This is a genomic window from Halomonas kalidii (assembly GCF_030010475.1).
GTDB classification, from domain to species: Bacteria; Pseudomonadota; Gammaproteobacteria; order Pseudomonadales; family Halomonadaceae; genus Halomonas; species Halomonas heilongjiangensis.
This window is the reverse complement of the sequence record NZ_JASCQN010000054.1, coordinates 236748-256016: the sequence shown is the minus strand read 5'-3', so window position 1 is coordinate 256016 and position 19269 is coordinate 236748. Positions and strand designations below refer to the sequence as shown.

The following is a 19269-nucleotide window of genomic DNA, read 5'->3' as shown; positions in this document are numbered from 1 at the left end:
GGGACACCTCAGAACAGTCGGACATGTTCCTGGATCAGCCCCGCCAGGGTCTCGGCGGCGTTGTCGGCGGTGGTATCGAGGTGGACCAGATGGAGTCGCTCCTCGTCGGCGAAGGGCTCGAGATCGGCCTGCTGACGGGTCAGCACCGACAGGCTCTCTTCCACGGCGCTTCCCTGCTGCCGGGCCCGCTTCTCGATGCGCCGTCGCAGGGTGGCATCGTCGGCCTCGAAACTGACCAGCAGGCACGGCAACCCCCGCGCCTCGGCCTGCTGGCGCAACAGGTCGCGCTGCCAGCGGCGCAGGAAGGTCCCATCGACACAGGCCGGTATCCCGGCGTCCAGGAGCACACCGGCGCAGGAGGCGAGTCGCCGGTAGGTGCGTTCCGTCGCCGCCTCGGAAAAGATATCCACAGGGGCGCTACCGGCGACGTCCTGGGGATAAGTCACATCGAGACCGTGCAGGCGTCGACGCTCGATATCGGAACATACCCGGATCGCTCCGAGCCGGGACACCAGTCCGCTGGTGAAGCGACTCTTGCCACTGCCGGCGACTCCCACGGCGATCACCAGCGGCGGGAAACGAAACTCGGCGATGAACTCGGCAAGGGCGAGGAAGCGACGGCACTCGGCCATGCTCTCGGCCTGCAACGCGGGATGTTCGGGATCACGATTCAGTGGCGGACGCCGCGAAAGCGCACGCCGCGCGCCGCTCAGGGCATGGCAGGCTCCGAGCAGCGACAGCAGCCGCGTCATCTCGTAGTCGCCGGAGAGCCGCAGATAGCGATCCAGTGCCAGTCGCGTCAGCGCCGTCTCCTCGCGACTCTTCAGGCCCACCAGCAGTGCGGCCAGGTCACAGGCCGGATCGCCGGGAAGATCCCCCCCGGGGGCCCCAGGATCCCGACCGATGGCATTGGACAGCAGCACCCGCCCCTGGTGACAGAGCCGGCTATCGGGGTTCTCGAGAGCCCAGCTACGGCAGAGCCGCTCCCGGCGGGCCTCGAAGACCGGTGCGAGACGCTGGATATCCTGCTCCAGCCATGCGGCGAGGTGCTCAAGGCGCTCCCGATCCTCGTCACCATCGAGGCGCTCGCGGATGGCCCGCACTTCGCCCCTGGCCATGACCAGCGCCGCCTGCTGCCCGGCATCGGCGGAGGCCGCCGGCATGCCGGAGTCACGGTGAAAGACCACCAGTCGCTCGACCAGCGCCTCCAGTTCGAGGACATCACCACCAGAGGGTGGGGCGAACCCCGTTGCCTGGCTCATATCGCGTCTCCTTCCGGTATCGGGAAGCGGGCGGCGTCTCAAGCCTTCTGCATGGCGGCCAGGGCCTGTTCAGCCGCATCCAGCGTCACCTGGATGTCCTCCGGCGTATGGGCACTGGACATGAAGCCGGCCTCATAGGCCGAAGGCGCCAGGTAGACCCCCCGGTCGAGCATCGCCGAGAAGAAGCGACGGAAGGCGCCGGCATCGCAGGCCGTGGCCTGGGCGAAATTGTCGACCCGGCTCTGGCGGGTGAAGAAGACACCGAACATGCCGCCGACCCGCTGGGTGATCATGTCGACACCGGCCGCATCGGCGCGCTCCTGCAGGCCATGGCAGAGGGTATCGACCCGCTGGGCCAGGGCATTGTGGAAGCCCGGGACCCGCAGCTTGGTGAGCAGGGCGATGCCGGCGGCCATGGCCAGTGGATTGCCCGAGAGGGTACCGGCCTGGTAGATCGGGCCCAGCGGCGAGATGTTCGACATGAGCGTCTCGCTGCCGCCGAAGGCACCCACCGGCATGCCGCCGCCGACGATCTTGCCCAGGCAGGTGAGGTCCGGCTTGACGTCATAATGGGCCTGGGCACCGCCCAGGGCGACCCGGAAACCGGTCATCACCTCGTCGAAGATCAGCACGCTATCGTGGGCGTTGCAGACCCGGCGCAGGGTCTCCAGGAAGCCCGGCTGCGGCGGGATGCAGTTCATGTTGCCGGCGACCGGTTCGACGATGATGCAGGCCACCTGGTCGCCGATCTCCTCGAAGCATTGCTCCACCGCATCCAGGTCGTTGTAGGGCAGGGTGATGGTGTGCTCGGCCAGGGAGGCCGGCACGCCCGGCGAACTGGGCTCGCCGTGCGTCAGGGCGCCGGAGCCGGCCTTGACCAGCAGCGAATCGGAGTGGCCATGGTAGTTGCCCTCGAACTTGACGATCTTGTCGCGCCCGGTGACGCCGCGCGCCAGGCGAATCGCCGACATGGTGGCTTCGGTACCGGAGTTGACCATGCGCACCATCTCGATGGAGGGGATCATCTCGCAGATCAGGTCGGCCATGGTGGTCTCGATGGCCGTGGGTGTCCCGAAGGAGAGGCCGTTGTCGAGCCGCTCGCGCACCGCGGCGAGCACGTCGGGGTCGGCATGGCCGGTGATCATCGGTCCCCAGGAACCGACATAGTCGACGTAGCGCTTGCCTTCCACATCGAACAGGTAGGCGCCCTGGGCACGCTCCATGAACACCGGCGGGCGCTCCAGGCCCTTGAAGGCCCGGACCGGCGAATTGACGCCACCGGGGATGTGACGGCAGGCCTGTTCGAAGAGCTGTGCGGATGTGGTCATGTCTACCTCAAGCAAACGAAGATGGTGTCAGCCCGTGGCACCGGGCTGTGGACAAGTCACTGGATAACCTGCCGGCAAGCGGGGGAAGGGCGGTGAAGAAGTCCCCCCGTGTGCCGGCCTCTATGCTCCATTCTCGGTGGTCACGTCGGCGATGGCCAGCCCCCCTCATCCACGCGGCGCGTCACCGGGGAAGCTCACCACCGCCGGCAGCTGCCAGAGCCGCCGCGGCAGCGCCTGATCATGACCCGGTTGCCAGCCATGGGCCAGTGCCTGCCAGGTGAATGCCTGAGCCTGCTCGCAGGCCGTCACCACCGTCTCGCCGGCCGCCAACCGAGCCGCCAGTGCCGCGGCGAGCGTACAGCCGGACCCATGGAAGGTGCCGCCGAGGCGCGGCCAGGACCACTGCCGGCTCAGGTCCGTGGCATGCAAGGTGTGCTCCACCCGGTCGGCCGGCACGCGCCCGCTCGGATCGTCGGTGCCGGTGACCAGTACCGCCTGGCAGCCCAGGGTCATCAGATCCACCGCTCGCTCGGTGTCATCCCCCTCGACACCGGCCGACAGCCTTGCCAGCTCCTGCCGATTGGGGGTGAGGATATCCACAAGGGGTAGCAGCCGCTCGCGGAAGGCATCCACCAGCTCGGCTGTGGATAACTCACTGCCGCCGCCGGCACGCAACACCGGATCCACCACCAGCGGCACCCCGGGATGACGGCGCACGATATCGGTCACGGCATCGAGGGTCGCCGTGTGGGCCACCAGTCCTACCTTGATCGCGGCGATCTCGAACCCCTCGAGTGCCACCACCATGCGTCGCATGGTGCCCGGATCCACCGGCACCACCTCGGCGACGTCGCGACAGTTCTGCACGGTCAGCGCCGTGGGAACGGTCAACGCCCAACCGCCGCAGGCGGCGATCGCCTCGGCGTCGGCCATCAGGCCGGCCCCCCCGGTGGGGTCGTGACCCGCCAGCACCAGCACCACCGGCAGATGAGGAGAGACTGTGGATGGGGTCATCATCAGAACGGCTTGAGCACGGCGAGCAGGACGATCGCCAGCAGCGCGATCACCGGCAGCTCGTTGAACCAGCGGAAGAAGACGTGACTCCTCGTGCAGCGACCCGCGGCGAACTGCTTCAGGTAGATCAGGCAGACATGGTGATAGGCCACCAGCAGCGCCACCAGCAGCAGCTTGACGTGCATCCAGCCCTGGCCGAGCCAGGCGGGCGTCAGGAAGAGCATCCCGCCACCGAACACCAGCACGGCGATCATCGACGGCGTCATGATGCCGCGGTAAAGCTTGCGCTCCATCACCCGAAAGTGCTCGATGGCCTGTTGCTCGCCACGATCACGGGCCATGGCGTGGTAGACATAGAGTCGCGGCAGATAGAACAGCGCGGCAAACCAGGTCACCATGGCGATCAGGTGCAGGGCCTTGATCCACAAGTACATTTTGTCTCCTCAGGACGGCGACGACGGGTCGAAACGGTAATAGCGCTCGATGGCGCCGCGGGTGATGATACCGGAAATCCGCTTCTGCTTCGGCCGGTGGCCATGCTCCACGTAGAGCGCATCCACCGCCTGGTCGTTGAGACGGGCAAAGGCCTCCGAAAGGGTCGCCTGCAGGTGGATCGGCGCCATCTCCAGGCGCAGGCCGGGAATCTCCAGCAGGTCGAGCAGTTCGCCCTCGTCGCTCTCCCGCTCGTCCTCCGCCAGCTCCTGCCCCATCAGCCAGCGCGCCAGGTCAGCGGCCTTGAGGGCCAGGGTCGGCTTGTCGTCGGTGGAGCGTTCGATCAATACCCAGACCGGCTTGGGCTCGAGCAGTGCCCGTGCCTGGTCGCGGGTCACCATCCGCGGCGTGCGCACCAGGTTGCGTTCCATCACCGCCGGCACCGAGACCCGGGAGAGCGCCTGCATCAGCGGCTGCTGCAGGGGGTGCAGGCCGTGGCGAGTGACGCTGATGAAGAACCCGTCGCAGCGACACAGCTGGCGGGTGGTGAGGCCCGATACCACCACCACCAGCATGCCGGGCAGGATGATGTTGGGGTTATGGGTCAGTTCGAGCAGCGCCATCAGCGCCGCCAGTGGCGCCTGCAGCACCGCTCCCATCATGGCCGCCATGCCGAGCATGGCATAGAGCCCCGGGTCGGCGGCGGTACCCGGCCACAGCCAGCCCCCCGCCAGGCCCATCAGCGCCCCGGCGGCGGCACCGATCACCAGCACCGGGCCGATGATGCCGATGGGCACGCCGCTGGCGACGGTGAGGGCGGTGAGCAGCAGCTTCGCCACCACCAGTGCCAGCAGCACGTCCACCGTCAGCTCGCCGGTGAGCGACGCCGCCAGGCTGTCATAGCCGATGCCCTGTGCCTCCGGATACCACCAGGCCACGCCCGCCGTGGCCACCGCCACCAGCGACAGGCGCAGCCAGACCCGCAGCCCGGTGATCCGCGCACTCTTCGCCACATGGATGAAGGCCCCGGCCAGCAGCCCGATCAGCAGGGCGGTGATCACGATCCAGGGCAGGTTGAACATCGACCCCAGGCTCACCGTGGGTACCTGGAAGGCGGGCTCGGAACCGTAGACCAGCTGGGCCACCACGGCCCCCATGGTCGAGGCGAGGATCACCGGCATGAAACCGGCGATGGTGTACTCCATCATCACCACTTCCATGGCGAAGATGACCCCCGCGATGGGGGTATTGAAGGAGGCCGAGATACCCGCCGCGGTACCGCAGGCCACCAGTACCCGCAGGCTGTTGTGGGGCAGCCGCAGCCGTTGCCCCAGGCCACTGGAGGCCGCCGCCCCCAGGTGGATCGCCGGCCCCTCGCGGCCGGCGGAGAGCCCGCCGAGCACCGAGACCACGCCGACCCACCACTGGTTGAGCCAGTTGCGCAGCGGAAAGCGCCCCTGGTGGTAGGTCAACCGCTCGATCACGTGGCCGACGCCCAGCTTGCGGGCCGCCGCCGGCTGGCGCCACAGCAGGAGTCCGATGACGGCCACCGCGACCAGCGGCAGGACGGCCCGCACCCCACGGGAGAGCCCCTCGAAGGCCTCGGAATCGCCCCCCGGCATGAAGGCCAGGGCCCCCAGGTCGAGCAGCAGGCGGAACCCCACCATCAGCCCCCCGGTGATCAGCCCCGAGAGCACACCCAGCACGCACAGCTGGGGCAGGGCATCGACATTGGCCAACTGGCGGCGGAAGCCTTCCAGGCTGAGGTCGGGGAGCGAGAAGCGCGGCACGGCGACGATCCTGTTCATCCGGTGGCGAAGAGCGGCCTGGGTAGGCCCCCTCTCTCTTGTGTATCATAAGCGTCATCATAGGTCCCGGCTGCTGCAGGCGTTCGACGCAGCGTCCACGCCGGGGCAACAGGCTCGTCAGGCCATCGGGAAGGAGGGCATCGTGATCAAGGTCGGAATCGTCGGCGGCACCGGATACACCGGGGTCGAACTGCTCAGGCTGCTGGCCCAGCACCCCGAGGTCGAGGTGGAGGCGATCACCTCCCGCTCCGAAGAGGGCGTGCGCGTCGGCGACATGTACCCCAACCTGCGTGGCCACTACGACGGCCTGGCCTTCAGTACCCCCGACGCCGAGCGCCTCGCCGCCTGCGATGCGGTGTTCTTCGCCACCCCCCACGGCGTCGCCCACGCCCTGGCCGGCGAACTGCTCGACAAGGGCACCCGGGTGATCGATCTCTCGGCGGACTTCCGCCTGCGCGACGCCGCGGAGTGGGCCCACTGGTACGGCCAGCCCCACGGCGCCCCGGCGCTGCTCGACGAGGCCGTCTACGGCCTGCCGGAGATGCACCGTGAACGCATCCGCAAGGCGCGCCTGATCGCCGTGCCCGGTTGCTATCCCACCGCCGTGCAGCTCGGCCTGCTGCCGCTGCTCGAGGCCGGCCTGATCGACGCCGGCCGGGTGATCGCCGACTGCAAGTCCGGTGTCACCGGTGCCGGCCGCGGTGCCAAGGTGCCCTCGCTGCTCGCCGAGGCCAGCGAATCGATGAAGGCCTATGGTGCCGGCGGCCATCGCCACCTGCCGGAGATCCGTCAGGGGCTCGGTGATGCCGCGGGCGGCCCGGTGGGGCTGACCTTCGTGCCCCACCTCACGCCGATGATCCGCGGCATCCACGCGACCCTCTACGGCCGGCTCACCACCGAGCCGGGTGACCTGCAGGCGCTGTTCGAGACACGCTTCGCGGACGAGCCCTTCGTCGACGTCATGCCCGCCGGCAGCCATCCCGAGACACGCAGCGTCAAGGGCGCCAACCTCTGCCGTCTCGCCGTGCACCGCCCCGGCGACGGCGACACCGTGGTGGTGCTGTCGGTGATCGACAACCTGGTCAAGGGCGCCTCCGGCCAGGCGGTCCAGAACCTCAACCTGATGTTCGGCTTCGACGAACGCGCCGGCCTGTCGGCCCCCGCGCTGATGCCCTGATCTCACTCCCCTGGACATCGAGGGCGCCGAGGGAAGGTCGCTCCCACAAAAGTTGACCCTTTTGCTGGGGATTGGGGATAATGGACGGTCGAATTCTCCATTTCCCTTCAGGGAGCTCTTCCATGAGCGGTGCCGAATCCTTCGTCCCCACCCCCTTGATGCTGTCGGACAGCGCCCGGGCGCGCCTCAAGGCATTGATCGAGGAAGAGGGCAATGCCGAGCTGAAGCTGCGGGTCTACGTGACCGGCGGCGGCTGTTCGGGCTTCCAGTACGGCTTCGACTTCGCCGACGAGGTCGCCGAGGACGACACCCTGATCCCCTTCGGCGATGTCGCCCTGGTGGTCGACCCGCTCTCCTACCAGTACCTGGTCGGCTCCACCGTGGACTTCGAGGAGGGGCTGGCCGGTGCCCGCTTCCTGGTCCAGAACCCCAACGCCACCACCACCTGCGGCTGTGGCGCTTCTTTCATGGTCTGATCCCCCCGCTCCCCGCGACTTGACGCTGTCACGGAACCTCGCCAAGGTTGAAAGGGCGAATCCCACCGCTAAAAGTCCTACAAAACGGGGAGCCACATGAACAGATCCTCCATCGCTTCATCGCTGCCGAAGCAATCCGCACTGGCCGCCACCCTGGCGCTTGGCCTCGGCCTCGCCGGCCAGGCCATCGCCCAGACGTCCACCGTCAAGGTCGTCACCGACCCCAGCTTCGTCCCCTTCGAGATGATGGATGCCGACACCGGCGAGATGATCGGATTCGACATGGACATCATCAACGAGGTCGCCGAACGAGCCGGCTTCGAGGTGGACCTCACCACCATGGAGTTCAACGGCATCATCCCGGCCGTCCAGACCGGCAGTCAGGAGATCGCCATCGCCGGTGTGACCATCACCGAAGAGCGCGCCGAGATCGTCGACTTCTCCGACCCCTACTACGACTCCGGCCTGCGCATCATGGTGCGTGCCGACAACGACAGCGTCGAGACCATCGAGGACCTCGAGGGCATGTCGATCGCCACCAAGATCGGCTCCACCAGCTACGACTACCTCCAGGAAACCCTGGGCGACAACGCCGACATCACCCCCTATCCGGGCACCTCGGACATGTACATGGCGCTGCTCGGCCGCAACGTCGACGCCGCCTTCTACGACGCGCCCAATGTCTCCTACTTCGCCCAGACCCGCGGGGAAGGCCGCACCAAGGTGGTCGGGCCGCTCTACGAGGGCCAGCAATACGGCATCGTGTTCCACAAGGGCAGCCAGTGGGTCGAGCCGGTGAACGAGGCGCTGGCCGAGATGCGCGAAGACGGCACCTACGACGAGATCTACGAGAAGTGGTTCGGCGAGTCGCCGAGCGACGACTGATCGACCAGTCGGCCTGAGCGGGGCCGGGCGGCAGGAGCTCCCGGCCCCGTGTCGTTTCCGGCCACCGACACTCCGGAGAACCTCACGTGGAAGTGACCTTTCAATTCGACTGGGCGGCGGCCCTGCGCTCGATTCCGCACCTGTTGCCGGGCATTCCCTGGACCCTGCTGATCTCCTTCGGCGGCCTGGCCATCGGTTTCTTCATCGGTATCTTCTTCGGCCTGCTGCGCATCAGCCCACTGCGCTGGCTGCGCTTTCCGGCCATCTTCTACATCGAGGTGTTTCGCGGCACCCCCATCCTGGTCCAGGTGCTGTTCATCTTCTACGGCCTGCCACAGATCCTCGGCGGCCCGATCAATGCCCTCACCGCCGGCATCGCCGCCATCGCGGTCAACTCCGGCGCCTACATCTCGGAGGTGGTGCGCGGCGGGGTACAGTCCATCGAGCGCGGCCAGCGGGAGGCGTCGCTGTCGCTGGGGCTCTCCCGCGCCCAGGCCTTCCGCTACGTGATCTGGCCCCAGGCCTTCCGGCGCATGATCCCGCCCCTCGGCAACCAGGCCATCATCAGCATCAAGGACACCTCGCTGTTCTCGGTGATCGGCGTCGGCGAACTGGTGCGCCAGGGGCAGATCTACATCGCCACCACCTTCACCGCCCTCGAGGTCTACCTGATGGTGGCCCTCATGTACCTGGTCATCACCTGGAGCCTCTCCATCGCACTGCGCCTGCTCGAGCGCCGCGGCCTGGTCGGCCAGTGAGGGGCCACGAGACAGCTTAGGGGAGCCACCGCATGACACAGAGCAAGACGACCACGACGCCCATCGTGCGCATGGAGAGGGTCAACAAGCACTTCGGCAGCCTGCACGTGCTCAAGGATATCGACCTCGAGGTCCAGCCCGGTGAGGTGGTAGTGGTGATCGGCGCCAGCGGTTCCGGCAAGTCGACCCTGATCCGCTGCATCAACGGCCTCGAGGAGTTCCAGCAGGGCCATATCGAGGTCGACGCCAAGGAGTTGCTGCCCGACGGCAAGAGTGCCAGGGCGCTGCGGGAGATCCGCACCGAGGTCGGCATGGTATTCCAGCAGTTCAACCTCTTTCCCCATCTCAGCGTGCTCGACAACGTCATCCTGGCCCCCATGAAGGTGCGCGGCTGGAGCCGGGCGGATGCCGTCGAGACCGCCGAACGGCTGCTCGAGCGCGTCGGGATCGCCGACCAGAGTGCCAAGCATCCCGGCCAGCTGTCCGGCGGCCAGCAGCAGCGCGTGGCCCTGGCCCGGGCGCTGGCCATGGAACCGCGGCTGATGCTGTTCGACGAACCCACCTCGGCGCTCGACCCGGAGATGATCGGCGAGGTCCTCGACGCCATGCGTGAACTGGCGAAGGAGGGCATGACCATGGTGATCGTCACCCACGAGATGGGCTTCGCCCGCGAGGTGGCCGACCGGGTGATCTTCATCCACCAGGGAGAGATCGTCGAGCAGGCGCCCCCCGAACGACTCTTCGACTCGCCGCAGAGCGAACGTACCCGGAACTTCCTGTCACGGGTGCTCAAGCACTGAATCCTGCCTTTTCCAGCCTCCTTCGGGGCCCTGTCGTTATCGACAGGGCCTTTTTTCTGGCTGTGGACAGAATTCCTGCACAGGCCTTCTCCAAGCCGCTGAACCCCCCGCCACCATCGGCTTCGTTGCACCCGCGAAGGGTTGTTCACAGCTACGGGCACAAGCCCGGTAGCCGGCGGTGGACAAGCGGTGCGCCCGCATCGCTGTGGGCAAGTCGCCATTCCGTCCACAGCCTCTCGACCACCTGTACGCAGCCAGCCGGCTCCTTGTCCAGCTCTTGGTCAACAATACAACATGTTGTTAATCAACATAAAAACACGGTTATCCCCGGATTTTGTCCACACCTATAGTCACTACAACAACAGAACTTCTCTCTCTTATTCTGTTTTAACTGATTAGCTGGCAAGCCTGGATGGGGCCTTCGACGAAACCGGGTGTGGAAAACCCTGACGATTACCCACAGGAGGTTTATACTGCCGGGCTGATTCGGACCCGCTTTCCGGCGATCCCTATCGACGACCCGAAACAACGACATCGGCGCCGCGGCGCCAACGAGGTGCACCTTGGAGTATCCCGACCGCTTTGACGTCATCGTCATCGGCGGTGGCCATGCGGGAACCGAAGCCGCTCTGGCCTCCGCTCGCATGGGCTGTCAGACCCTGCTGCTGACCCACAACATCGAGACGCTCGGCCAGATGTCCTGCAATCCCGCCATCGGCGGGATCGGCAAGAGCCACCTGGTCAAGGAGATCGATGCCCTGGGCGGTGCCATGGCCCTGGCCACCGACCTCGGGGGCATCCAGTTCCGGGTACTCAACGCCCGCAAGGGGCCCGCCGTACGCGCCACTCGCGCCCAGGCCGACCGGGTTCGCTACAAGGCAGCCATCCGCGGGATGCTGGAGAACCAGCCCAACCTGACGCTGTTCCAGCAGGCCGCCGGCGATCTCATCGTCGATGGCGACACGGTGCGTGGCGTGGTCACCGAGACCGGCATCCGCTTCCTCGGCGAGACCGTCGTGCTCTCCACCGGCACCTTCCTCGGCGGGGTGATCCATATCGGGCTCGACCGGAGTCGCGGCGGCCGCGCCGGGGATCCGCCATCCAATGCCCTCGCCGAGCGGCTGCGGGCACTGCCGTTCCGGGTCGATCGCCTGAAGACCGGGACGCCGCCGCGCCTCGACGCGAGGAGTCTCGATTTCTCGGTGCTCGAGGAGCAGCCCGGCGACACCCCCACGCCGGTGATGTCGTTCATGGGCCGGCGCGATCAGCATCCGCGCCAGGTAAGCTGCCACATCGCCCACACCAACGAGCGTACCCACGAGATCATCCTGGCCAACCTCGACCGCTCGCCGATGCATTCCGGGGTGATCGAAGGGGTCGGGCCGCGCTACTGCCCCTCCATCGAGGACAAGGTGCACCGCTTCGCCGACAAGGCGAGCCACCAGGTGTTCATCGAGCCCGAGGGCCTCGACACCCACGAGCTCTACCCCAACGGCATCTCCACCTCGCTGCCCTTCGACGTGCAGCTGCAGGTGGTACGCTCCATCGCGGGCCTCGAGAACGCCCATATCACCCGGCCGGGCTACGCCATCGAGTACGACTTCTTCGACCCGCGGGACCTCAGGCACTCGCTGGAGACGAAGTTTATCCACAACCTGTTCTTCGCCGGGCAGATCAACGGCACCACCGGCTACGAGGAGGCCGGCGCCCAGGGGCTGTTGGCCGGGCTCAATGCCGCCCGCCGCGCCCAGGGGCTCGAGCCCTGGTGGCCACGCCGCGACGAGGCCTACCTGGGCGTGCTGGTCGACGACCTGATCACCCTGGGAACGAAGGAGCCCTACCGCATGTTCACCTCGCGGGCCGAATACCGGCTGCTGTTGCGGGAGGACAACGCCGACCTGCGTCTCACCGAGACCGGCCGCGAGCTCGGGCTGGTCGACGACGCCCGCTGGGCGGCCTTCGCCACCAAGCGCGAGGCCATCGAGCGGGAGAGCGCCCGCCTCAGGGCCAGCTGGGTGCAACCCGGCAGCGCGGCCGCCGCGGCCGTCGAGGCCAGGACCGGCAAGGCGCTGGCGCGCGAGTACAGCTTGCTCGACCTGCTCAAGCGTCCCGAGCTCGGCTATGGCGATGTGGCCGGGCTTGCCGGCGAGCCGGTGAGCGATGAGGCGGTCGCCGAACAGGTCCAGATCCAGGCCAAGTACCAGGGCTATATCGACCGCCAGCAGGACGAGATTGACCGGCTCAAGCGTCACGAGGCCACACCGCTGCCCACCGACCTCGACTATGACCGGGTCGAGGGACTCTCCCACGAGATCCGCCAGAAGCTGGCCGCGGCCCGCCCCGAGACCCTCGCCCAGGCCTCGCGCATCTCCGGCGTGACCCCGGCGGCGGTCTCCATCCTGCTGATCCACCTCAAGAAGCGCCGGCTTCTCGAGAGCGGTCGGGTGGCCAACGCATGACGCCGCCCCCCTTCGAATCGACCGTCGGCACCCGCCTCGAACGTGGCCTGATCGAGCTGGGCATCGACGTGGATGACGAGCAGTCCCGTCGCCTGCTGGGCCTGCTGGCGCTGTTGCACAAGTGGAACCGCGCCTATAACCTCACCGCGATACGCACGCCCGACGAGATGGTGGCTCGGCACCTGCTCGACAGCGCCGCGGTACTGCCCTTCGTCCAGGGACCGACCCTGCTCGATGTGGGCTCGGGGCCGGGGCTGCCGGGGCTGGTACTGGCGATTCTCAGGCCGGACCTCGCGGTCACGCTGCTCGACAGCAACGGCAAGAAGGTACGCTTTCAACGCCAGGCCGTGCTGGAATTGGGGCTGACCAACGTCACCCCGGTACAGGCCCGGGTCGAGGCGTTCGAGGGACGCTTCGACCAGGTGATCTCGCGGGCCTTCGCCAGCCTCGATGATTTCATCGGCCTCACCGGCCATCTGCTCGCCCCGGGAGGCCGGTGGCTGGCCATGAAGGGGCCGGCCGTGGAGGACGAACTGGCGGGGCTGCCGGAAGACGTCGTCCCGGTCGCGAGGCACGCGCTCACGGTGCCCTTCGATGTCGGCAGTCGTCTGCTGGTGCTCCTCGAGCGTCGGGGGGCCATCCAGGCCCATCCGTGAGGTGTTCGTTCGAGGGGAGCGCCGCGTGAACATCCGTGTTTCCCAGCAAGGGAGTTGCCCGTGACCAAGATAATCGCCTTGACCAACCAGAAGGGCGGCGTGGGCAAGACCACCACCGCCGTCAATCTGGCCGCCAGCCTGGCGGCGCTGGACCGCCGCGTGCTGCTGGTCGACCTGGATCCCCAGGGCCATGCCACCATGGGCAGCGGCGTGGACAAGCATGAGCTCGACGGCAGTGTGCTCGACGTGCTGCTGGGGGATCGGCGCTCCGCCGAGGTGATCCTCGACTGTCCGGCGGCCGGCTTCGCGCTGCTGCCGGGCAACGGCGACCTGACCGCCGCCGAGGTCGAACTGCTCGACCGCGACGAGGGGCGTGAGCGTTGTCTGATCGAGGCGCTCTCCGACGTGGCCGGCGAGTACGACGTGGTGCTGATCGACTGTCCGCCGTCGCTCAACATGCTCACCGTCAATGCCCTGACCGCCGCCCACGGCGTGCTGATTCCGCTGCAGTGTGAGTTCTACGCCCTCGAGGGGCTCTCGGCGCTGCTCGATACCGTCGAACAGATCAAGGACAGCGTGAACCGGGACCTGGAGGTGTATGGCATCCTGCGCACCATGTTCGACTCGCGCAACAGCCTGACCCGGGATGTCAGCAAGCAGTTGCGCGACTACTTCGGTGACGCCCTGCTCAAGACCACCATCCCGCGCAACGTACGGGTCGCCGAGGCGCCGAGCCATGGCCTGCCGGTGACCAAGTACGCGCGCTTCTCGCGCGGCAGCCAGGCCCACCGGGTGCTGGCCAAGGAGCTGATCCGCCGGCTGTCGCTGTAGGCCGAGCGCTGTAATCCGCTGTGATGAGGGAATGTCGATGACGCGCAATAAACGCGCCCTGGGACGCGGCCTGGATGCCCTGATCGGTGCCAATGCCCGCCGCCGCGAGAACCTGGATCTTCCGGGCGTCGACCCGACCCGGCCGGAGGAGGGCGAGGCGCCGGCAGCCGAGGAGCGGCTCGAACGCCTGCCGCTGGGCCAGCTCACCCGTGGCAAGTACCAGCCGCGGCGCGATATCCAGCCCGAGGCGTTGGAGGAACTCGCCGACTCGATCCGTGCCCAGGGCGTGATGCAGCCCATCGTGGTGCGTCCCGTCGGTGCGGAGCGCTACGAGATCATCGCCGGCGAGCGTCGCTGGCGCGCCGCCCAACTGGCGGAGCTGGACGTCATTCCCGCGGTCATCCGCGAGGTCAGCGACCAGGTGGCGCTGGCGCTGGCGCTGATCGAGAACATCCAGCGCGAGAACCTCAATCCGGTGGAAGAGGCGATGGCCCTCAAGCGGCTGCTCGAGGAGTTCGAGCTCACCCAGCAGCAGGCGGCCGATGCGGTGGGCCGGTCCCGGGCCCAGGTCGCCAACCTGCTGCGCCTGCTCGCCCTCGACCCGGAGGTGCAGACCCTGCTCGAGCGTGGTGACCTGGACATGGGCCACGCCCGCGCCCTGCTGGCGCTTACCGGGGCGAAGCAGCGCAAGGCCGCCCACGAGGTGGTCAACAAGGACCTCACCGTCCGCGACACCGAGGCGTTGGTCAAGCGGCTCGCCGCCGGCGAGCCGCGCAAGGCCGAGCGGCCGACACCGAGCCCGGACGTGGCACGTCTCGAGACCCGGCTGGGTGAGCTGCTCGGCGCCCCGGTGAAGATCCAGCACGGCCGCGGGGGCAAGGGGCGGGTCACGATCCGCTACGCTAGTCTCGACGAACTGGACGGGATCCTGGAGCACATTCGTTGAGAGCGGTGCGTGTCGGGCGATGTCGACGAACCGTCCCCCTTTGGTCGAAAAGTGACCGGATATCCTCGGAATCGACACCACTCCGGTTGAAGGGCCGGAGGGGCTTCCCTATAATCCGCCGGTGTTTGTCCGCACGGGACGCAGCGCCGCAGACACCTTCGTCTCGTCCGCTGGATGCCATGGGGAGTCGGCATGGCTAGGCCCCGTGTGGTGCGGCGACTTCCGAATCATCGTCGCCTTCTGCAGGCCCAGGGACTGGCCATCATCGTCATGGCCCTCCTCGGCTTCGCGGTCGGCGGGCAGGAGGCAGCCATCTCGGCGGCGACCGGCGGGCTGATCTGTCTTCTTCCCAACCTGTATTTCGTATGGCGGGTCGGCAGCCAGCGTGCCGGCCGGCAGGCAAGGCGCTTCGTGTCGATTTTCTATCGAGCCGAGGCGGGCAAGTTCGGTTTGACGGTGGCACTGTTCGCCCTGGTGTTCGTGACAGTGCCCCCCTCAAACCCGGCTTTTTTCTTTGGCGCATACGTGGCGGTTCACCTCATGCACTGGCTGGCTCCCTGGCTGCTGCGTGACTGACCGACCCTAACGAGAGGCAGACCCATGGCTGGCAATAACCCCTCGCCGACCGAATATATCAGGCACCACCTGCAGAACCTGACGTTCGGCAAGCATCCCGACAACGGCTGGTCGCTGGCACACTCAGCCGAGGAGGCCCAGGAGATGGGCTTCTGGGCGCTGCATCTGGATACCATGGGCTGGTCCATCGCCATGGGGGCACTGTTCATCTGGCTGTTCCGCAAGGCCGGCAAGGTGGCGACCACCGGGGTTCCCGGCACCCTGCAGAATCTCGTCGAGATGGTCATCGAGTTCGTCGAGTTCACCGTCCGCGGGGCCTTCCACGGCAGGAATCCCGTCATCGCGCCGCTGGCCCTGACGCTGTTCGTCTGGATCTTCCTGATGAACTTCCTCAAGCTGATCCCGGTGGATTACGTGCCCGAGCTGTTCCTGCGCCTCGGCGTCGACTACATGAAGATGGTGCCCACCACCGATCCCAATGCCACCCTGGGCATGGCCCTGGGGGTCTTCCTGCTGATCATCTACTACAGTCTGAAGGTCAAGGGGGCGGGGGGCTTCGCCAAGGAGCTCTCGCTCACCCCCTTCAACCACTGGTCGCTGATTCCCTTCAACCTGGTCATGGAGCTGATCGGCCTGCTGGTCAAGCCATTGAGCCTGGGCCTGCGACTGTTCGGCAACATGTTCGCCGGCGAGGTCATCTTCATCCTGATCGCCCTGCTGCCGTTCTGGGCCATCTGGGTGCTGGATGTGCCCTGGGCAATCTTCCACATCCTGGTCATCACCCTCCAGGCCTTCATCTTCACCGTGCTGTCCGTCGTCTACCTGAGTCAGGCGCACGAGCATCACTGAAACGAGCAACGCTTGCACTTTCATCAACCCTTAACCCATTGAACCTCAACTCGAGAAAACTAGGAGCACCACCATGGAACTCGTCTACATTGCTGCGTCCCTCATGATCGGCCTGGGCGCTCTGGGTACCGGTATCGGCTTCGCCCTGCTGGGTGGCAAGCTGCTGGAATCCACTGCCCGCCAGCCTGAGCTGGGCGATCAGCTGCAGACCAAGACCTTCCTGATGGCGGGCCTGCTGGACGCCGTGCCGATGATCGGTGTCGGTATCGCGATGTACCTGATCTTCGTCGTTGCCGGTTAATGACGACACCGGGCGCCCTGCGCTCGGTGTGTTCGTTTCCGGTTGCCACGAACCTGTCAGAGGTACATCCCTGTGAATATCAACATGACGCTTATCGGACAGACGATCGCCTTCGCGATCTTTGTCTGGTTTTGCCTGAAGTACGTGTGGCCGCCGATCAGCAATGCGCTCCACGAGCGTCAGAAGAAGATCGCCGATGGCCTCGATGCGGCCAGCCGTGCAACGCGTGACCTCGAGCTCGCCCAGGAGCGCGCCAACGAGACCCTGCGCGAGAGCAAGGAGCAGGCCTCCCTGATCCTCGAGCAGGCGCACAAGCGCTCCGCGCAGATGATCGAGGAAGCCCGCGATCAGGCCCGTGTCGAAGGCGAGCGACTGGTCGCCGGCGCGCGTACCGAGATCGAGCAGGAAATCCATCGCGCCAAGGACGAGCTGCGTGCCCAGGTGTCGACGCTGGCCGTCGCCGGTGCCGAGCGTGTCCTGGAAGCCTCCGTCGACGAGAAGGCACATCGCAAGCTGCTCGACAAGCTTGCCGCCGAACTGTGAGGAGGTGATCCATGGCGGAAACGTCAACCGTCGCTCGACCCTACGCCAAGGCGGCATTCGAGTACGCACGCGATCACGGGGCGCTGGATGACTGGGCCGGCTGGCTCGCGACGCTGGGCCGGGTCGTTGCCGACCGTGATGTCCAGAAGCTGCTCTCCAGCCCGAAGCTGTCCACCGAGCGCAAGGTGGCCCTGGTCATCGAGGTGGCCGACGTCACTGTCGACGATGCCGCGCGTCGCTTCCTCGAGACCCTCGGGCAGAAGGGGCGCCTGGTGGCCCTGACCGACATCGCCGAGCAGTTCGAGCGGTTGCGCGCGGAGCTCGAGAAGCGCATCGACGTCACCGTGGTCTCGGCCTATGCGCTCGATGACAAGCAGCAGCAGAAGCTCGCCGGCGCGCTCAAGAAGCGCCTGAATCGCGAAATCTCCATTACCACTCAGGTGGACCCGACGCTTCTCGGCGGTGTCATCCTGCGTACCGGCGATACCGTCATCGACGGCTCGGTACGCGGTCGATTGCACCGCCTCTCCGAAGCCCTTTCCGCCTGAGTCTGAGGGACATGGCATGCAGCAACTGAATCCTTCCGAGATCAGCGACATCATCAAGCAGCGGATCGAGAAGCTTGATGTCGCATCCGAAGCCCGCAACCAGGGCACCATCGTCAGCGTCTCCGACGGCATCGTGAAGATACACGGCCTCGAGGACGCGATGTTCGGCGAGATGATCGAATTCCCCGGCAGTATCTTCGGCATGGTGCTCAACCTCGAGCGCGATTCCGTGGGTGCCGTGGTGCTGGGCGACTACCTGCAGCTCGAAGAGGGCATGACCGCCCAGTGCACCGGGCGCATCCTCGAGGTGCCGGTGGGCCCCGAGCTGGTGGGTCGCGTCGTCGACCCGCTGGGCAACCCCATCGACGCCAAGGGCGATATCGGCGCCAAGATGACCGACGCGGTGGAGAAGGTCGCCCCGGGCGTCATCACCCGCCAGTCGGTGGACCAGCCGATCCAGACCGGCCTCAAGTCGATCGACGCCATGGTGCCGATCGGTCGTGGCCAGCGTGAGCTGATCATCGGTGACCGCCAGATCGGCAAGTCGGCGATCGCCGTCGACGCCATCATCAACCAGAAGGGCAAGGGCGTCACCTGCGTCTACGTGGCCATCGGCCAGAAGCAGTCGACCATTGCCAACGTGGTGCGCAAGCTCGAAGAGCACGGTGCCATGGAGCACACCATCGTGGTCGCCGCCGGCGCCGCCGATCCGGCCCCGATGCAGTTCCTCGCGCCCTATGCCGGCTGCACCATGGGCGAGTACTTCCGCGACCGCGGCCAGGACGCCATGATCGTCTATGACGACCTGACCAAGCAGGCCTGGGCCTACCGTCAGGTCTCCCTGCTGCTGCGCCGTCCGCCGGGCCGCGAGGCCTATCCGGGTGATGTCTTCTACCTCCACTCGCGCCTGCTCGAGCGTGCCGCTCGCGTCAACGCCGAATATGTCGAGAAGTTCACCAACGGTGAAGTGAAGGGCAAGACCGGCTCGCTGACCGCGCTGCCGATCATCGAGACCCAGGGCGGTGACGTCTCGGCATTCGTTCCGACCAACGTGATCTCGATCACCGACGGCCAGATCTTCCTCGAGACCGACCTGTTCAACTCGGGCATCCGCCCGGCCATCAACGCCGGCCTGTCGGTGTCCCGGGTGGGCGGTGCGGCCCAGACCAAGATCATCAAGAAGCTCGGCGGCGGCGTGCGCCTGGCGCTCGCCCAGTACCGCGAGCTGGCGGCCTTCTCGCAGTTCGCGTCCGACCTGGACGAGGCCACCCGCAAGCAGCTCGAGCACGGTCAGCGGGTCACCGAGCTGATGAAGCAGAAGCAGTATTCGCCGCTGTCGGTGGCCGAGATGGGGGTGTCCCTGTATGCCGCCAACGAGGGCCATCTGGACGATATCGACGTGAGCAAGGTGCTGGACTTCGAGCGTGCCCTGCACGACTACATGAGGTCCGAGCATGCCGAGCTGCTCGACAAGATCAACCAGACCGGCGACTACAGTGACGAGATCCAGCAAGGGCTGAAGGCGGGTCTCGAGAAGTTCAAGGCCACTCAGAGCTGGTAATGCCGCTGGCCCGCCCGTGAGGGCGGGCCCTGGAGCTTTCTGAGAGCCACGAACGAAGG

Annotated in this window: 20 protein-coding genes; 15 read left to right on the top strand and 5 right to left on the bottom strand. The window is 66.7% G+C overall.

The genetic code is table 11. The features are described 5' to 3' along the window. Nucleotides 1–8: 8 nt before the first annotated feature. From QLQ85_RS21700 to QLQ85_RS21680, 5 genes are all read right to left on the bottom strand, one after another. Nucleotides 9–1262, bottom strand: coding sequence for an AAA family ATPase (locus QLQ85_RS21700; RefSeq protein ID WP_282740891.1), 1254 nt, complete (start codon nt 1260–1262; stop codon nt 9–11). A 38-nt stretch (nt 1263–1300) separates the two neighbouring features. Continuing rightward, nucleotides 1301–2590: a glutamate-1-semialdehyde 2,1-aminomutase gene (hemL, locus tag QLQ85_RS21695; protein ID WP_282740890.1), complete on the bottom strand. Its 1290-nt coding sequence runs from the start codon at nt 2588–2590 to the stop codon at nt 1301–1303. A gap of 165 nt (nt 2591–2755) precedes the next feature. Further along, the gene (gene thiD, locus QLQ85_RS21690) at nt 2756–3607 is read right to left on the bottom strand and encodes a bifunctional hydroxymethylpyrimidine kinase/phosphomethylpyrimidine kinase (protein WP_407650432.1); all 852 of its coding nucleotides are present in this window, start codon (nt 3605–3607) and stop codon (nt 2756–2758) included. After that, nucleotides 3607–4038 (bottom strand): protoporphyrinogen oxidase HemJ, encoded by a 432-nt coding sequence (gene hemJ, locus QLQ85_RS21685; protein ID WP_282740888.1) that lies wholly within the window; start codon nt 4036–4038, stop codon nt 3607–3609. The genes thiD and hemJ overlap by 1 nt, the downstream gene beginning before the upstream one ends. A gap of 9 nt (nt 4039–4047) precedes the next feature. Continuing rightward, nucleotides 4048–5826, bottom strand: a complete 1779-nt coding sequence (locus tag QLQ85_RS21680) for a chloride channel protein (protein ID WP_282741020.1) — start codon at nt 5824–5826, stop codon at nt 4048–4050. A 160-nt stretch (nt 5827–5986) separates the two neighbouring features. Here QLQ85_RS21680 and argC point away from each other — a divergent pair, with 160 nt between their 5' ends. The 15 genes from argC (at nt 5987) to atpA (ending at nt 19210) form a co-directional block, all read left to right on the top strand. Continuing rightward, nucleotides 5987–7021: an N-acetyl-gamma-glutamyl-phosphate reductase gene (gene argC / locus QLQ85_RS21675; protein ID WP_282740887.1), complete on the top strand. Its 1035-nt coding sequence runs from the start codon at nt 5987–5989 to the stop codon at nt 7019–7021. A 122-nt stretch (nt 7022–7143) separates the two neighbouring features. Continuing rightward, entirely contained in the window at nt 7144–7497 is a 354-nt protein-coding gene (erpA, locus tag QLQ85_RS21670; RefSeq protein ID WP_240567928.1) for an iron-sulfur cluster insertion protein ErpA, read from the top strand. Between the two features lie 96 nt (nt 7498–7593). Beyond that, nucleotides 7594–8382 (top strand): transporter substrate-binding domain-containing protein, encoded by a 789-nt coding sequence (locus QLQ85_RS21665; protein ID WP_282722520.1) that lies wholly within the window; start codon nt 7594–7596, stop codon nt 8380–8382. Nucleotides 8383–8468: 86 nt separating this feature from the next. Next, the gene (locus tag QLQ85_RS21660) at nt 8469–9140 is read left to right on the top strand and encodes an amino acid ABC transporter permease (protein WP_282740886.1); all 672 of its coding nucleotides are present in this window, start codon (nt 8469–8471) and stop codon (nt 9138–9140) included. A gap of 32 nt (nt 9141–9172) precedes the next feature. After that, a complete protein-coding gene (locus QLQ85_RS21655; protein ID WP_282740885.1) occupies nt 9173–9940 on the top strand; it encodes an amino acid ABC transporter ATP-binding protein in 768 nt (255 codons plus the stop codon). Nucleotides 9941–10503: 563 nt separating this feature from the next. Then, nucleotides 10504–12399, top strand: coding sequence for a tRNA uridine-5-carboxymethylaminomethyl(34) synthesis enzyme MnmG (gene mnmG, locus QLQ85_RS21650; protein WP_282740884.1), 1896 nt, complete (start codon nt 10504–10506; stop codon nt 12397–12399). Continuing rightward, complete coding sequence (gene rsmG / locus QLQ85_RS21645; RefSeq protein ID WP_282740883.1) at nt 12396–13055, top strand: 16S rRNA (guanine(527)-N(7))-methyltransferase RsmG; 660 nt, start codon at nt 12396–12398, stop codon at nt 13053–13055. The genes mnmG and rsmG overlap by 4 nt, the downstream gene beginning before the upstream one ends. A gap of 60 nt (nt 13056–13115) precedes the next feature. Beyond that, entirely contained in the window at nt 13116–13886 is a 771-nt protein-coding gene (locus QLQ85_RS21640) for a ParA family protein (protein ID WP_102626540.1), read from the top strand. A 37-nt stretch (nt 13887–13923) separates the two neighbouring features. Next, on the top strand, nt 13924–14832 hold the full coding sequence (locus QLQ85_RS21635) for a ParB/RepB/Spo0J family partition protein (RefSeq protein WP_282722526.1): 909 nt from the start codon (nt 13924–13926) through the stop codon (nt 14830–14832). Between the two features lie 192 nt (nt 14833–15024). Further along, nucleotides 15025–15408 carry an ATP synthase subunit I gene (locus QLQ85_RS21630; RefSeq protein WP_282722527.1) on the top strand — a complete coding sequence of 128 codons (384 nt, stop codon included), beginning with the start codon at nt 15025–15027 and terminating at the stop codon, nt 15406–15408. Between the two features lie 24 nt (nt 15409–15432). Then, nucleotides 15433–16257: a F0F1 ATP synthase subunit A gene (gene atpB, locus QLQ85_RS21625; protein ID WP_282740882.1), complete on the top strand. Its 825-nt coding sequence runs from the start codon at nt 15433–15435 to the stop codon at nt 16255–16257. 73 nt (nt 16258–16330) lie between these two features. Continuing rightward, on the top strand, nt 16331–16558 hold the full coding sequence (gene atpE, locus QLQ85_RS21620) for a F0F1 ATP synthase subunit C (protein ID WP_110284402.1): 228 nt from the start codon (nt 16331–16333) through the stop codon (nt 16556–16558). Nucleotides 16559–16630: 72 nt separating this feature from the next. After that, on the top strand, nt 16631–17101 hold the full coding sequence (locus tag QLQ85_RS21615) for a F0F1 ATP synthase subunit B (protein ID WP_282740881.1): 471 nt from the start codon (nt 16631–16633) through the stop codon (nt 17099–17101). Between the two features lie 11 nt (nt 17102–17112). Further along, nucleotides 17113–17649: a F0F1 ATP synthase subunit delta gene (locus QLQ85_RS21610; protein WP_282740880.1), complete on the top strand. Its 537-nt coding sequence runs from the start codon at nt 17113–17115 to the stop codon at nt 17647–17649. Between the two features lie 16 nt (nt 17650–17665). Beyond that, nucleotides 17666–19210 carry a F0F1 ATP synthase subunit alpha gene (atpA, locus tag QLQ85_RS21605; RefSeq protein WP_282740879.1) on the top strand — a complete coding sequence of 515 codons (1545 nt, stop codon included), beginning with the start codon at nt 17666–17668 and terminating at the stop codon, nt 19208–19210. Nucleotides 19211–19269: the final 59 nt, after the last annotated feature.

Bases quoted from the DNA above. Each gene is read 5' to 3' on its own strand.
- QLQ85_RS21700 (WP_282740891.1), bottom strand. From the start codon at position 1,262: ATGAGCCAGGCAACGGGGTTCGCCCCACCCTCTGGTGGTGATGTCCTC.
- hemL (WP_282740890.1), bottom strand. From the start codon at position 2,590: ATGACCACATCCGCACAGCTCTTCGAACAGGCCTGCCGTCACATCCCC.
- thiD (WP_407650432.1), bottom strand. From the start codon at position 3,607: ATGATGACCCCATCCACAGTCTCTCCTCATCTGCCGGTGGTGCTGGTG.
- hemJ (WP_282740888.1), bottom strand. From the start codon at position 4,038: ATGTACTTGTGGATCAAGGCCCTGCACCTGATCGCCATGGTGACCTGG.
- erpA (WP_240567928.1), top strand. From the start codon at position 7,144: ATGAGCGGTGCCGAATCCTTCGTCCCCACCCCCTTGATGCTGTCGGAC.
- QLQ85_RS21665 (WP_282722520.1), top strand. From the start codon at position 7,594: ATGAACAGATCCTCCATCGCTTCATCGCTGCCGAAGCAATCCGCACTG.
- QLQ85_RS21655 (WP_282740885.1), top strand. From the start codon at position 9,173: ATGACACAGAGCAAGACGACCACGACGCCCATCGTGCGCATGGAGAGG.
- rsmG (WP_282740883.1), top strand. From the start codon at position 12,396: ATGACGCCGCCCCCCTTCGAATCGACCGTCGGCACCCGCCTCGAACGT.
- QLQ85_RS21635 (WP_282722526.1), top strand. From the start codon at position 13,924: ATGACGCGCAATAAACGCGCCCTGGGACGCGGCCTGGATGCCCTGATC.
- QLQ85_RS21630 (WP_282722527.1), top strand. From the start codon at position 15,025: ATGGCTAGGCCCCGTGTGGTGCGGCGACTTCCGAATCATCGTCGCCTT.
- atpB (WP_282740882.1), top strand. From the start codon at position 15,433: ATGGCTGGCAATAACCCCTCGCCGACCGAATATATCAGGCACCACCTG.
- atpE (WP_110284402.1), top strand. From the start codon at position 16,331: ATGGAACTCGTCTACATTGCTGCGTCCCTCATGATCGGCCTGGGCGCT.
- QLQ85_RS21610 (WP_282740880.1), top strand. From the start codon at position 17,113: ATGGCGGAAACGTCAACCGTCGCTCGACCCTACGCCAAGGCGGCATTC.
- atpA (WP_282740879.1), top strand. From the start codon at position 17,666: ATGCAGCAACTGAATCCTTCCGAGATCAGCGACATCATCAAGCAGCGG.